Annotated in this window: 11 protein-coding genes; 3 read left to right on the forward strand and 8 right to left on the reverse strand. The window is 45.4% G+C overall.

Features of this window, described 5'->3' with window-relative positions; genetic code table 11:
- The first annotated feature begins 155 nt into the window (after positions 1 to 155).
- On the forward strand, positions 156 to 1,964 hold the full coding sequence (gene recQ, locus Q5076_RS16920) for a DNA helicase RecQ (protein WP_303014885.1): 1,809 nt from the start codon (positions 156 to 158) through the stop codon (positions 1,962 to 1,964).
- A 138-nt stretch (positions 1,965 to 2,102) separates the two neighbouring features.
- On the opposite strand, the gene Q5076_RS16925 is transcribed toward recQ, so the two are convergent.
- Entirely contained in the window at positions 2,103 to 2,927 is an 825-nt protein-coding gene (locus Q5076_RS16925; RefSeq protein ID WP_303014886.1) for a lipopolysaccharide assembly protein LapB, read from the reverse strand.
- Positions 2,928 to 2,958: 31 nt separating this feature from the next.
- Entirely contained in the window at positions 2,959 to 3,909 is a 951-nt protein-coding gene (cysK, locus tag Q5076_RS16930) for a cysteine synthase A (protein WP_303014888.1), read from the reverse strand.
- Positions 3,910 to 4,038: 129 nt separating this feature from the next.
- On the opposite strand from cysK, the gene Q5076_RS16935 reads away from it, so the two are divergent.
- Both Q5076_RS16935 and Q5076_RS16940 read left to right on the forward strand, forming a co-directional pair.
- Positions 4,039 to 5,874 (forward strand): LTA synthase family protein, encoded by a 1,836-nt coding sequence (locus tag Q5076_RS16935; protein WP_303014890.1) that lies wholly within the window; start codon positions 4,039 to 4,041, stop codon positions 5,872 to 5,874.
- Between the two features lie 95 nt (positions 5,875 to 5,969).
- Positions 5,970 to 6,662, forward strand: coding sequence for a phosphatase PAP2 family protein (locus Q5076_RS16940; protein ID WP_303014893.1), 693 nt, complete (start codon positions 5,970 to 5,972; stop codon positions 6,660 to 6,662).
- Between the two features lie 342 nt (positions 6,663 to 7,004).
- Here Q5076_RS16940 and leuB read toward each other — a convergent pair whose 3' ends face one another.
- The 6 genes from leuB to Q5076_RS16970 form a co-directional block, all read right to left on the reverse strand.
- Entirely contained in the window at positions 7,005 to 8,066 is a 1,062-nt protein-coding gene (gene leuB / locus Q5076_RS16945; RefSeq protein ID WP_303014895.1) for a 3-isopropylmalate dehydrogenase, read from the reverse strand.
- Between the two features lie 61 nt (positions 8,067 to 8,127).
- Positions 8,128 to 9,672, reverse strand: coding sequence for an alpha-isopropylmalate synthase regulatory domain-containing protein (locus Q5076_RS16950; protein ID WP_303014897.1), 1,545 nt, complete (start codon positions 9,670 to 9,672; stop codon positions 8,128 to 8,130).
- On the reverse strand, positions 9,648 to 10,250 hold the full coding sequence (leuD, locus tag Q5076_RS16955) for a 3-isopropylmalate dehydratase small subunit (protein WP_303014899.1): 603 nt from the start codon (positions 10,248 to 10,250) through the stop codon (positions 9,648 to 9,650). Before leuD ends, Q5076_RS16950 begins: the two co-directional genes overlap by 25 nt.
- Positions 10,251 to 10,372: 122 nt before the next feature.
- Positions 10,373 to 11,767, reverse strand: a complete 1,395-nt coding sequence (leuC, locus tag Q5076_RS16960) for a 3-isopropylmalate dehydratase large subunit (protein WP_303014901.1) — start codon at positions 11,765 to 11,767, stop codon at positions 10,373 to 10,375.
- A gap of 84 nt (positions 11,768 to 11,851) precedes the next feature.
- On the reverse strand, positions 11,852 to 13,348 hold the full coding sequence (locus Q5076_RS16965) for a 2-isopropylmalate synthase (RefSeq protein WP_303014902.1): 1,497 nt from the start codon (positions 13,346 to 13,348) through the stop codon (positions 11,852 to 11,854).
- 398 nt (positions 13,349 to 13,746) lie between these two features.
- Positions 13,747 to 14,010 (reverse strand): hypothetical protein, encoded by a 264-nt coding sequence (locus tag Q5076_RS16970; RefSeq protein WP_303014904.1) that lies wholly within the window; start codon positions 14,008 to 14,010, stop codon positions 13,747 to 13,749.
- Positions 14,011 to 14,310 lie beyond the last annotated feature (300 nt).

The raw sequence follows: 14,310 nt of genomic DNA on the forward strand, positions 1-14,310 counted from the left end.
TCTAAATAAACAATCAAAATCCTTGAAAAAGAGGGATTAAGCTTGAATAATAAGAAACTTTAACCTTTATATAATTCATCTTAGAAACTGAAATCCATACATGCCGTAATTGACAAAGAAAAACGTATCTTTGCAGCCGGTTTAAATAATTGTCAATGAGAGATATTTTAAAAACATATTTCGGTTACGATAGTTTCCGGCCTTTACAGGAAGAAATCATCCGTCACATCCTGGACAAGCGGGATGCTTTGGTGCTGATGCCTACCGGCGGAGGAAAATCAATCTGTTACCAACTTCCGGCCTTGATGAGCAAGGGGACGGCTATCGTAATCTCTCCCCTCATCTCATTAATGAAAGACCAGGTGGAAGCGTTGCAATCCAACGGCATTGCCGCCGGAGCGATGAACAGCAGCAACGACGAGACGGAAAATGCCAATTTGCGCCGCGCCTGTATTGAAGGGCGCCTCAAATTGCTCTATATATCGCCGGAAAAACTCTTAGCGGAAAAAGACTATCTGCTACGGGACATGAACATCTCCCTGTTCGCCATTGACGAAGCACACTGTATCTCTCAATGGGGACATGATTTCCGGCCGGAATATACTCAAATGGGAATACTTCACCAGCAATTTCCACAAGTGCCCATCGTCGCATTAACGGCAACCGCCGATAAAATTACCCGTGAAGACATCATCCGGCAATTGCATCTGAAACAGCCCCGCACGTTCCTTTCTTCTTTCGACCGCCCCAATATCAGCCTGACGGTAAAACGCGGTTTCCAGGCAAAAGAAAAGAACAGGACGATTCTGGATTTCATCCACCGCCACGAAGGAGAAAACGGGATAATTTACTGCATGAGCCGGAACAAGACGGAGACCGTAGCGCAAATGTTACAAAAACAGGGAATCCGTTGCGGCGTCTATCACGCCGGACTATCCGCCCGGCAACGGGACGAGACTCAGGATGACTTCATCAACGACCGTATCCAGATAGTGTGCGCAACGATTGCTTTCGGCATGGGAATCGACAAGTCCAACGTCCGCTGGGTTATCCATTACAACCTGCCGAAAAGCATTGAAAGCTTTTATCAGGAAATCGGCCGTGCCGGACGGGACGGTCTGCCAAGTGACACCATTCTGTTCTACTCATTGGGAGACCTGATTCTGTTAACGAAGTTTGCAACAGAGAGTCATCAGCAAAACATTAATCTAGAGAAGCTCCAACGTATGCAGCAATATGCAGAAGCGGACATCTGCCGCAGGAGAATCTTATTGAGCTACTTCGGAGAAACATCGACGGAAGATTGCGGCAACTGTGACGTATGTAAAAACCCTCCGCAACGATTTGACGGCACGATAATCGTACAAAAAGCATTAAGCGCCATTGTCCGTACGGAACAGCAAGCGGGTACGGGACTGCTGATTGACATTTTGCGCGGTAATTATTCGGCGGAAGTGACGGGAAAAGGATATCAGGATTTGAAAACTTTCGGAGCGGGACGGGATATCCCACCACGGGACTGGCAGGATTACCTGCTTCAGATGTTGCAACTAGGATATTTCGAGATAGCATACAACGAAAACAATCATCTTAAAATCACTTCCAGCGGAAGCGATATTCTTTTCGGGAGGGCAAAAGCGACTCTGGCAGTCATCCGCCGGGAAGAAACCGCCGGCAGAAAAGAGAAAAAGAAAAAGTCTGTCACCACGAAAGAGCTTCCTTTCGGGCTGTCTGCCACAGAAAACGAAGAGCTGTTCGAAGCCTTGCGGAGATTGCGCAAACAACTTGCTGATCAGGAAGGCTTTCCGGCTTACATCGTATTGTCGGACAAAGTGTTACATCTGTTAAGTGTCTCGCGTCCCATGACTATCGAAGAATTCGGAAACATCAGTGGTATCGGCGAATACAAGAAGAAAAAATACGGTAAGGATTTCGTTAACCTGATTAAGCAATTTGTCGATTAGCCGACCGGATTAACCGACGGTACTGCTCACTGCTTGCAACAAGGTTGTCCGGCAAGTTTCCCGGTTTTATCTTTTTTTAGGGATACTGTCAATAATAAAAAAATGTGATGTTTGCCGAAGGTCCCTACGGGAACATTTTTATTTGCATTGACGAAGTTGTTCATGTAAATCCGCGGGAGGCACTCCCAGAGAAATGGCTTTCTCAAAATCGGCCTTCGCCAATGCTTTCTTTTGTTGTGCCAGATAGATATTGCCGCGTAACAAATAAGCATCGACCGAAGAGGCATCCAACCTGATAGCTTCTTCCAGGTCAACCAATGCCAGCTCCTCATGTTTCATTTCTCTCTCCACATCGGCACGAGCAATGTAGAGCGTAGCATCTTCCGGAATTTCTACAATCATCTTATTCAGGATTTCAAGCGCTTCCCGAAATTTCCCTTCTTTCTGTTCCAATGTAGCCAGCCCCAACCGTCCGCTATAGCTCTGAGGGTCAAGCGCCAGCAAACGATTATAGTCTATCCGTGCCGCCGGATAGTCCCTGCGAAGAATGTAAATATATGCACGCATCAGCAAAGCTTCCCTGTTTTGCTTGTCTTCGTCAAGTACCTGGCAATAGTCGGTATAAGCGCGGTCTGTTTTTCCTGTCTCCATATAGATAGCGGCACGGTCCAACAAAATAGGTACTGCCAACGGAGCAAAATTCAGGGCGAAGGAATAGGATTCGAGGGCTTTATCATACTCCCCCAACCTTCGTTGCACCAACCCCAGGTTAGAAAAAAGCAACGCATTCTTCGCATTTTTCGGTTCCAGTTTCAAAGCCTGCAGTAAAAGTTCCTCTGCCTGGCGGAGACTGTCTTTTTCAATACATTCAACAGCCTTCTCCGACAATTGACGGTAAGTCTGAGCGGAAACGGCAAACGGCAAACACAGGAAAAGGAATAAGATTATACTAATTCTTATCATACTGGTGCGGAATTCATTTACATTTTACAAATCAATCTAACGGATAAGCGTCAAACGCGAACAATTCGGTAGACAGATAACGCTCTCCCGTATCAGGTAACAACGCAACGATTTTTTTGTTCTCAAATGCAGGTCGCTCCGCCAGCAAACGGGCAGCATAGACAGCCGCCCCCGAAGAAATCCCTGCCAGCAATCCTTCCGTTGCCGCCAATTCACGCCCTGCACGAATCGCTTCGTCATCGGGCACGGCAATTACTTCATCCACAACGGAAGCATCATACAAAGCCGGAATGAAATTCGCCCCGATTCCCTGAATACGATGCGGAGCCGCTTCTCCTCCCTCTAACACCGGAGAAGCTGCCGGTTCTACCGCCACGATATAAATATCCGGATGATGTTTCTTCAACGCACGGGCCACTCCGCAAACAGTTCCCCCGGTGCCGACCCCGGCTACGAAAACCGATACCTCGCCTTCCGTATCCCTCCAGATTTCCTCACCTGTCGTCCGTTCATGGGCAGCCGCATTCGCCGGATTCTCAAACTGTTGCAAAATCACCGCACCGGGAATATTGTCACGCAATTCCTGCGCTTTGGCTATGGAAGCCGCCATTCCTCCCGCTCCGTCTGTCAATACAATCTCCGCCCCCAACGCTTTTAACAGATTCCTCCGTTCCAGACTCATCGTTTCAGGCATTGTCAGTATAAGATGATATCCTTTAATTGTCGATACCATCGCCAACCCGACACCCGTATTTCCACTGGTCGGCTCAATGATGGTCGCACCGGGCCTCAATATCCCGCGAGCTTCGGCGTCTTCAATCATAGAAAGAGCCGCCCTGTCTTTCACGCTCCCCGCCGGATTAAATGATTCCAATTTGACTATTATATTTTGTTTCAGACCGTATTTCCCGCTATAACCTGAAAGTTCCATCAAAGGAGTATTCCCTATCAAATCGGTTAATTTCTTCGCAATCTTTGCCATATTACTGTTTTTTACATCACTTACACGACAAAGATAGATAAAAAATGACATGTTTTATGTCACATTATAAGAAAGATAAAGAAAAGTATAGTAACTTTGTATCCGTTCAATCTTTTTAAGCTTGCAGATATGAAAAAGAGAATCATACAATTTCTCATAACTTACTTTTTATTCGTCCTCCTGTTTACTCTCCAAAAACCGATATTCATGGTTTATTACCATGATTTATATAATGATGTCTCCTTTGGAGACTATTTCCGCGTCATGTGGCACGGACTTCCCCTGGACTTATCGCTGGCCGGTTATCTGACTGCCATTCCGGGGCTGTTGCTTATTGCTTCCGCCTGGACGGATTCCTCCATCCTCCGCCGTATCCGCCAAGTCTATTTCGGGCTGATTTCTTTTGTAATGGCTTGCATTTTCATCATTGACCTGGGATTGTACGGCTTCTGGGGATTCCGTCTGGATGCCACTCCGATTTTCTATTTTTTCTCCTCTCCTAAAGATGCCGTGGCAAGCGTCAGTTTCTGGTTCGTATTACTGGGAATAGCCGCCGTGTTAATCTATGCCTTCATCCTATACTGCATTTTTTATTCTGTGCTTATCCGTGAAAAGAAACCTTTAAAAATACCTTACCGGCGACAAAATGTCTCTCTCGCGCTTTTATTGTTGACAGGAATGCTTTTCATTCCCATCCGGGGCGGCTTCACCGTTTCGACAATGAATCTGAGCAAAGTTTATTTCAGCTCCGACCAACGAATGAACCACGCAGCCATCAATCCGGCATTCAGCTTTATGTATTCCGCCACCCATCAGAATAATTTCGAAAAGCAATACCGTTTTATGGCCCCGGAAGTCGCCGACCGGTTATTTGCCGAAATGACCGATAAGCCCGCCACACCTTCGGACAGCATCCCGCAGCTCCTGAACACCCGACGCCCGAATATTATCTTTATCATCCTCGAAAGTTTCTCCACCCACTTGATGGAAACGTTCGGAGGACAGCCGGATGTAGCGGCCAATATGGACAAGTTCGCTAAAGAAGGTATATTATTCAGTAACTTTTACGCCAACAGTTTCCGTACCGACCGCGGACTGGCCTCCATCATCAGCGGATATCCCGGACAGCCAAGTACCAGTATCATGAAATATCCGGAAAAGACGGACAAGCTTCCCTCCATCCCGCGCAGCCTGAAAAATGCCGGATACAATCTGGCATATTACTACGGCGGAGATGCCGATTTTACCAATATGCGTTCTTACCTGGTATCTTCCGGCATTGAAAAGATTATCTGCGACAAAGACTTTCCGTTATCCGAACGTACCGGAAAATGGGGAGCGCAAGACCATGTCTTGTTCCAACGTCTGCTGAAAGATTTTAAGGAAGAGAAACAACAGGAACCTTTCCTGAAACTCGTGCAGACATCAAGCAGCCACGAGCCGTTCGAGGTTCCGTTTCAAAAACTGGATGACAAAGTTCTAAATGCGTTTGCGTATGCCGACAGTTGCGTAGGAGACTTTATAAACCAATACCGCGAACTGCCATTATGGAAAAATACATTATTCGTACTTGTACCCGACCATCAGGGAGCTTATCCTCACCGGATAGACAATCCTTTGGACGGACAGACCATTCCCCTGATTCTAATCGGAGGGGCAATCAAAGAACCGCAAGTGATAGACACCTATGCCTCGCAAATCGACATCGCCGCTACCCTGCTTGCCCAATTAGGAGTGCCGCATAACGATTTCACATTCAGCAAAAACATTCTGAATCCTGCATCGCCCCATTTCGGATATTTCACCAGGCCCGACTTCTTCGGTATGGTTACCCCGGAAAACCAACTGGTATTCAATCTGGACGCCAATGCCGTACAACTTGATGAAGGGACGGAAAAAGGAGCCAACCTGGAAAAAGGAAAAGCATTCCTCCAGAAGCTTTACGATGACTTGGCAAAACGCTGAAATGAAAGGAATATAAAATATTTATAAAGTACTATAGGACAGTTTTCTATTCTTTATTGTATATTTGCAAGGTAAGAATCTAATAACAAAGTCTGATGATTAGTACCGAATTTATCAAGTATCTTTCGGAAGTAGATACGAATATCTTCCTGTCTCTTAATGGTGTGCATTCTCCTTTCTGGGATTATTTCATGAAAACATTTACCGGAAAATTTATATGGGTCCCCATGTATGCCACCATATTATACATATTATTAAAAAATTTCCATTGGAAAGTAGTGGTGTGTTATGTAGCGGCCATTGCACTTACCATTACTTTTGCCGACCAGATGTGCAGCAGCGTCATTCGTCCGGTGGTAGCGCGGCTGCGCCCTGCCAACCTGGAAAATCCCATTGTAGACATGGTATATATAGTAAACGGCTATCGCGGAGGAAGCTATGGTTTTCCGTCGTGCCATGCCGCGAATTCATTCGGTCTTGCGATGTATGTCATATTTCTGTGCCGTAAACGTTGGTTAAGTTTTTTCATAGTGGCATGGGCAATCCTAAACTGTTATACACGTATCTATCTGGGGGTACATTATCCCGGCGACCTAATTGTCGGAGCCATCATCGGCGGATTCGGCGGATGGTTATTCTGTACGCTTGCCAATAAAGCGGCCCCCTACCTGCAACCTTCTTCCGCCCGCATCAGAAAAGAGGGAATGAAACGGACGTCAGTCACCATTTACACGGGATTACTCACCATATTGGGTATTATTATTTATTCCGCAATCCAAAGTTGGTAAAAGACGTTCTTCCAAAATCTCCATGAAGATTTTAGAAGAGGATTGATGGGGCATTTAGTAAATACTGTAATTTTAAAAGGATACTCGGAAAATTTAATCGGAAAATTAAAAAGATAAGAGTCTCAAAATAGAAACCAAACTGAGCACTCAGAAAAGTGACGGATTGTAAGGTAAATATAAAAGAACCGTATCAAACTCCATTGTTGAGTAATGATACGGTTCTTTTTATGGTACACGGGGATGTCTAATCTGTCCGGTTTAGGGAGATACACTTCATCCGGAAGTTTTTCCCCTTTCCCCAACGAAACCAATCCCGTAAGAACAACTGCCTTATACTCCTTATCAGGCTTTCCTGATATAATCGACAATCCACTGCCCCACTTCTTTCGTTCCGTATTTAGCGCCGCCGGCCACCTGAATCTCCGGAGTACGTACATTGGCGTCCAAAGAAGCGTCCACCGCCTTACGAATCAACGCCCCTTCTTCTTTACAATCAAAATACTCGAACAACATAGCAACAGAAAGAATCTGCGCCAACGGATTAGCGATATTCAAACCTTTGGCTTGCGGCCATGAACCGTGGATAGGCTCGAAAACCGGTGTGCTTTCACCCGTAGAGGCAGACGGCAACAATCCCATAGAACCACTGATTACGGAACCCTCATCCGTCAGAATATCACCGAACGTATTTTCAGTTACCATCACATCAAAGAAAGTAGGTTCCTGAATCATACGCATGGCAGCATTGTCAACAAACATATAATCCGTTGTCACTTCCGGATAGTCCGGAGCCATTTCCTGTGCAATCTGACGCCACAGGCGGGAAGAAGCCAACACATTCGCCTTATCCACCACAGTCAAGTGTTTTCTGCGTTTCATCGCATATTCAAAACTAACTTTCAGGATACGTTCGATTTCCGGACGAGTATAATAATTCGTATCATAAGCCTTATCGTTATCCTGGTATTTCTCACCGAAATACATTCCTCCGGTCAATTCACGGATACAAATAAAATCAGCGTTCTCCACCAACTCCGCACGCAAGGGAGACTTATGAATCAGACATTTGAAAGTCTGTACAGGACGGATATTCGCAAAAAGCCCCAGTTTCTTACGCATCGCCAACAATCCCTGTTCCGGACGGACCTTAGCGGTAGGGGCGTTGTCAAACTTAGGGTCACCTACGGCAGAAAACAAAACCGCATCCGCATTCTTACAAACCTGGAAAGTCTCTTCCGGAAACGGGTCTCCCACTTTATCAATCGCATCAGCACCACAGATTGCATATTCGTAACTTACTTTGTGACCGAACTTCTCGCAAACGGCACTCATCACCTCCACACCTTGTACAGAGATTTCCGGCCCGATGCCGTCACCTGCTAATACAGCAATTTTAAAATCCATAATCGTTAATTCTTCTATTTATATATACTTATAAAAACTTTCCCGGACAAGCCGTTTCTTACTATCCCTTCGCATATTCATCTTCAATAAGATTCAGCATCTTCATAGTCGCTTTAATGGCAGCCTCCGTCTGGTCGGCATCCAGTCCGCGGGTACGGAACACCTGTTCGTCATAACTCCACGTAATGACCGTTTGCACGAACGCATCCGTACGCCCGCCGGGAGGAATACTCACAGCGTAATTAGTCAGCATCGGGAACTTACGCCCCAATGTTATCTTATAGATTTTACGCAATGCACGCACAAAAGCATCGTATTGACCGTCACCGCTCGAACTTTCTTCATACTCCTTTCCATCGACCTCTATCTTTAAAGTAGCCATCGGTTTCAGGCCATGAGCCAAATTCAGAATATAACTTTTCAACCGGACTTTCTCACCGACCGCCCCATGCTTCAACACATCAGACACGATATAAGGCAAATCCTCCTGAGTAACCAGTTCTTTCTTATCCCCCAGCTCGATAATGCGTTCCGTCACCTTACGCATGGATTCCTCATCCAGCTCCAGTCCGAGGTCTTCCAGATTTTTACGTATATTCGCCTTGCCGCTCGTTTTTCCCAACGCATATTCGCGCTTACGCCCAAACCGTTCGGGAAGCAAATCATTACAATACAGATTATTCTTGTTATCGCCGTCGGCATGCACACCTGCGACCTGGGTAAAGACATTCTCACCCACAATCGGCTTGTTGGCAGGAATTACAATGCCTGAGTAAGATTCTACCACACGGCTGACATCATTCAAACGGCTCTCATCGATATTAGTCACCGCATTGAAGTGGTCCTTCAAAATGGCCTGAACACTTGCCAAAGGTGCGTTTCCCGCCCTTTCACCCAATCCGTTGATGGTAGTATGCAAACCTTTGACACCGCTCAACACGGCTGCCAGCACATTACTTACCGCCAAATCATAATCATTGTGGGCATGGAAATCAAAATGAGTATCCGGATAACGTTTCTTCATCTTCCGCATATACTCTATCACCTGCAGAGGATTCAAAATCCCTAACGTATCAGGCAGCATGAAACGCTTGATACTCGTATTCTTCAAACCATCCACTAACTGGAACACATATTCGGGAGAGTCTTTCATCCCGTTGCTCCAGTCCTCCAGGTAGACATTGACGGAAATATCCTGTTCGTCGGCATAATGCACGACATGGATGATGTCTTCTATATGCTCTTCCGGAGTCTTCTTTAACTGCTGCGTACAGTGCTTTAACGAACCTTTGCAAAGGAGATTGATTACGCGGCAGCCGGTATGCTGTATCCAGTCTACCGAAGTACGGCCGTCCACAAATCCCAGCACCTCTACCTTATGGAGCATATTGCGGCGGGCAGCCCAGTCACATATCATCTTCACAGCTTCAAATTCACCTTCCGACACACGCGCTGAGGCCACCTCTACCCGGTCTACCCTCAAATCCTCCAACAGCAAACGGGCGATCATTAGTTTTTCATGGGGCACAAAAGACACTCCGCTGGTTTGCTCACCGTCGCGGAGCGTAGTGTCCATGATTTCTATTTTGACGCCTTCTTTTCCCATTCTTCTATCTTATCTTTATTACTCAACAAAAAATCGATGTCGTCCAACCCGTTCATCAGACAATGTTTCTTATAAGCGTTGATTTCAAAATGCTCACTCTTGCCTGTCGCCTTATTCGTAATGGTCTGTTCCGGAAGATTCACTTCCACTTCCATCTTCGGGTCAGCATAAACGGAATCGAACAATTCCTGAAGGAATTCTTCTGTAACAACTACCGGAAGTACAAAATTGTTCAATTCATTGTTTTTGTGAATATCCGCAAAGAAACTGGACACTACCACCCGAAACCCATAACCGGCAATGGCCCAGGCAGCGTGCTCACGGCTTGAACCGGAACCGAAATTCTTACCCGCCACCAATATCTGCCCTCCGTAAGTCGGGTCATTCAAGACAAAATCCTTATTCAGAGAACCATCAGCGTTATAACGCCAGTCACGGAACAGATTGTCACCGAAAAACTTTTCTTCACGAGTAGTCGCTTTCAAAAAACGGGCCGGAATAATCTGGTCTGTATCTACATTTTCTAAAGGAAGAGGTACACAAGTACTTGTTATTATGTTAAATTTAATCTTAGCCATCTCAATAGTTACAATTTAAATATTTAAATCCATCTACCGGTAATTCATCGGAAACCGCTCCCCGGAACAAAACGCCCCAAATAACGCGGTTAACTGCAAACTGCAAACGGTAAACAGTTATATCACATTAATTCTCTCGGATCGGTAATCACCCCTGTCACCGCTGCTGCTGCCGCAACCAGCGGACTAGCCAGCAGGGTACGCGCTCCCGGTCCCTGGCGCCCTTCAAAGTTACGGTTACTGGTAGATACCGAATACTTACCGGCAGGAATCTTATCATCATTCATCGCCAGGCAAGCGGAACACCCCGGCTGGCGAATTGCAAAACCTGCCTCTGCCAATATCTTGTCAATTCCTTCTTTACGAATCTGCGCATCTACCATCCATGACCCCGGTACCAGCCAGGCAACCACGTTTTCAGCCTTCTTACGTCCCTTCACAAGGGAGGCAAACGCCCGGAAGTCCTCAATACGGCCATTTGTACAAGCTCCTAGAAACACATAATCAATTTTCTTACCCAGCAAAGACTCGCCTGGCCGGAATCCCATATAATCCAATGATTTCTTAAAAGAAATCTGAGCAGCCTCTCCCATTCCTTCCGTAGTAGGAATACATTGAGTAATCCCCATACCCATTCCCGGATTAGTGCCGTAAGTAATCATCGGCTCAATATCAGACGCACTGAAACGGACTTCTTTATCGAATACGGCATCATCATCACTTTTCAGCGTCTTCCAATATTCCACGGCTTTGTCCCATGCCTCACCCTGCGGCGCATTCTCACGCCCTTTGATGTATTCGAAAGTCACCTCATCCGGAGCGACCATGCCGCCGCGCGCACCCATTTCGATAGAAAGGTTGCAAAGAGTCAGACGCCCCTCCATTGTCAGGCTGCGGATGGCAGAACCGGCATATTCCACAAAGTATCCGGTAGCACCGCTCGTAGTCATTTTAGACATCATATAAAGGGCTACATCCTTTGCTGTCACTCCTTTCCCCAATTCACCGTCTACCGTGATACGCATTGTCTTCGGCCTCGACTGGAGAATACACTGCGACGCCAGCACCATTTCCACTTCACTGGTACCTATGCCGAAAGCAATCGCTCCCATAGCTCCATGAGTGGAAGTATGCGAATCGCCGCAAACAATTGTCATCCCCGGCAAAGTCAAACCGCGTTCCGGACCTACCACGTGGATAATGCCATTCTTCGGATGCATCATGCCGAAATGTGTCAATCCGAAATCTTTGGCATTTTTAGCCAATGCATCCACCTGCGTCTTGGAAACCGGATCTTCAATCGGTTTATCCTGGTCGTGCGTCGGAGTATTATGGTCGGGCATACAGAACACCTTTTCCGGACGTAACACCTTGATTCCACGTTCACGCAATCCCGCAAAAGCCTGCGGGCTAGTTACCTCGTGACAATATAAACGGTCAATATAAAGCTGCGTCGGACCATCTTCCACAGTAGTCACCACATGGGCATCCCATATTTTATCAAATAATGTATTCATCTGTTTTTACTTGCTATTTTACTAATTACTATTTATCATCTCTGCTAACCGCACATTTGCAATACGTCTGTCAATACTTCTTTTTTATGACTTGAATTTGTTGATACAATCGATATAAGCCTCTATCGAAGCAGCGATAATATCCGTATTAGCCCCGAAACCGTAATAAATCTGATTGTCATATTCCACTTGCATGTGAACCTTACCCACATCATCGCTTCCTTTGCTAATTGCCTGAATAGTAAACTCCTTCAAAGTCATGTGACGGTCCACAATTTTCTTCAATGCTTTGATAGCGGCATCCACCGGGCCATTACCGCTCGCACAAGCTTCAAACTTCTCACCGGAAATGTTCAATCCCAAACTGGCAACCGAACGTACGCCAACCCCGCTAGTCACCTGTAAATAATCCAGCTTAATACGATGATTCAGGCTACGGTCCGCACCGGCCAGTACCAGAATATCATCATCATTGATATCCTTCTTCTTATCCGCCAGCTTCAAGAATTCCTCATAAACTTTATCCAGTTTTTCCTGGCTCAGGCTAACCCCCAAAATAGAAAGGCGGTTCTTCAATGCCGCACGTCCGCTACGGGCTGTCAATACGATGGAATTATCGTCAATACCGACATCATGCGGATCAATAATCTCGTAAGTCTGCACGTTCTTCAACACGCCATCCTGATGAATACCGGAAGAATGGGCAAAAGCGTTACGACCGACAATCGCCTTATTCGGCTGTACAGGCATATTCATCAAACTGGATACCATACGGCTTGTCGGATAGATTTTCTGCGTATTGATATTTGTCTGAATATCTATTTCATGATGGCTCTTGATAATCATTGCAATCTCTTCAAGTGCCGTGTTTCCGGCACGCTCACCGATACCGTTGATAGTAACTTCCACCTGACGCGCACCGTTCAACACCCCTGCTATCGTATTCGCCGTCGCCATCCCCAAATCATTGTGGCAATGAGTAGAAATCACCGCATTCTCAATTCCATCCACATGGTCAATCAGATATTTAATCTTGGCACCATATTCCGAAGGCAGGCAGTAACCGGTTGTATCCGGAATATTCACCACCGTAGCGCCAGCTTTTATAACAGCCTCTATTACACGAGCCAGATACTCATTGTCCGTACGGCCCGCATCCTCCGCATAAAATTCCACATCATCCACAAAGCGGCGTGCATATTTCACGGCGGCCACAGCACGCTCGATTATTTCCTCACGATTCGAATTGAACTTATATTTAATATGCGAATCGGAGGTTCCGATACCCGTATGAATACGTTTATGCTTAGCAAATTTCAGCGCATCCACAGCGACATCAATATCTTTCTGAACCGCGCGGGTCAAAGCACAAATCGTAGGCCATGTCACCGCTTTAGAAATTTCAATTACCGAATTAAAGTCTCCCGGACTCGAAATCGGAAAACCAGCTTCGATTACATCTACTCCCAAAGCTTCCAACGCTTTCGCTACCTGAATCTTTTCTACTGTATTCAACTGGCATCCCGGAACCTGTTCACCATCACGAAGAGTGGTATCAAAAATAAATAACCTATTGTCCATTTTTATTATATTATGTAATTATTGCAACATTAAAAAAGCCTTTCGCACTTGGAAGTGAGAAAGGCTTTCGTATATCTTCATCATACACATTTACGCACAGCACTCACTTCCACTAACCTTTGATAGTAGAATAATAATACCGCACAGTAGAATATGTATAAACATCTGATTCATCTTTGTCTCTTTTATTGTTTGACGGTGCAAAGGTATAGATAATTTCTTTACCACCAAATAATACGTTACTTTTTTATCGAAAAAAATTTCATTTCATAAGCTAAAATGATTTTTTATAAATAATATATCACAGAGAAAGAAGGAAAAGCCACCAAACAGAAAGAGGGAACGGAGTATATCAGACACCCCGTTCCCTCTTCTTATCGTTCTAAATCAACAGATTACTACTTCTTATCGCAGCATTCTTTCTTCTCAGCACAATCAGCTTTCTTATCGCAAGCTGTAGCGCAAGAATCCTTAGCCTGGCAACAAGAATCATTTACTTGACAGCAGGAATCAGCCTTTTCAATAACAGCAGCTTCTACAGTCTCTACGGCAGCCCCTTCACCTTCGGAAGAAGCAGCATTAGTTGTTTTATTACCAGAACATGAAATCATCGCAACAGAGAATGTTACTGCTACGGCAGCCAAAAACAATTTAGTTTTCATACTTTTCAAAATTTGCTTTAAACGTTTAATAAATAATTATCGGGCACAAATATAATCTAAATTTCCTTGGAATCCAAACATACTCCAAGAGTACTCACATCCGGCACGCTAGTCAATATTACCATATTCTCGCACAAGAGGAGAAAAGGCTCGCTTTTATACGACCCTAAAATCACCTACACGGTGGGAATAGCAAAGAGGGAGAATCAAGGTCCTCAACATATCGGATGCCAAGACTCAGATGCTATTTAACGTGAGTTCGACGAATTGTAAGTACTTGAAAATTTGGTGATTAGCGAA

The sequence above is a fragment of the uncultured Bacteroides sp. genome, from assembly GCF_958445495.1.
Lineage (GTDB): Bacteria > Bacteroidota > Bacteroidia > Bacteroidales > Bacteroidaceae > Bacteroides.

Coding starts and splice junctions, on each gene's coding strand:
- recQ (WP_303014885.1), top strand. CDS start 156: ATGAGAGATATTTTAAAAACATATTTCGGTTACGATAGTTTCCGGCCT.
- Q5076_RS16925 (WP_303014886.1), bottom strand. CDS start 2,927: ATGATAAGAATTAGTATAATCTTATTCCTTTTCCTGTGTTTGCCGTTT.
- cysK (WP_303014888.1), bottom strand. CDS start 3,909: ATGGCAAAGATTGCGAAGAAATTAACCGATTTGATAGGGAATACTCCT.
- Q5076_RS16935 (WP_303014890.1), top strand. CDS start 4,039: ATGAAAAAGAGAATCATACAATTTCTCATAACTTACTTTTTATTCGTC.
- Q5076_RS16940 (WP_303014893.1), top strand. CDS start 5,970: ATGATTAGTACCGAATTTATCAAGTATCTTTCGGAAGTAGATACGAAT.
- leuB (WP_303014895.1), bottom strand. CDS start 8,066: ATGGATTTTAAAATTGCTGTATTAGCAGGTGACGGCATCGGGCCGGAA.
- Q5076_RS16950 (WP_303014897.1), bottom strand. CDS start 9,672: ATGGGAAAAGAAGGCGTCAAAATAGAAATCATGGACACTACGCTCCGC.
- leuD (WP_303014899.1), bottom strand. CDS start 10,250: ATGGCTAAGATTAAATTTAACATAATAACAAGTACTTGTGTACCTCTT.
- leuC (WP_303014901.1), bottom strand. CDS start 11,767: ATGAATACATTATTTGATAAAATATGGGATGCCCATGTGGTGACTACT.
- Q5076_RS16965 (WP_303014902.1), bottom strand. CDS start 13,348: ATGGACAATAGGTTATTTATTTTTGATACCACTCTTCGTGATGGTGAA.
- Q5076_RS16970 (WP_303014904.1), bottom strand. CDS start 14,010: ATGAAAACTAAATTGTTTTTGGCTGCCGTAGCAGTAACATTCTCTGTT.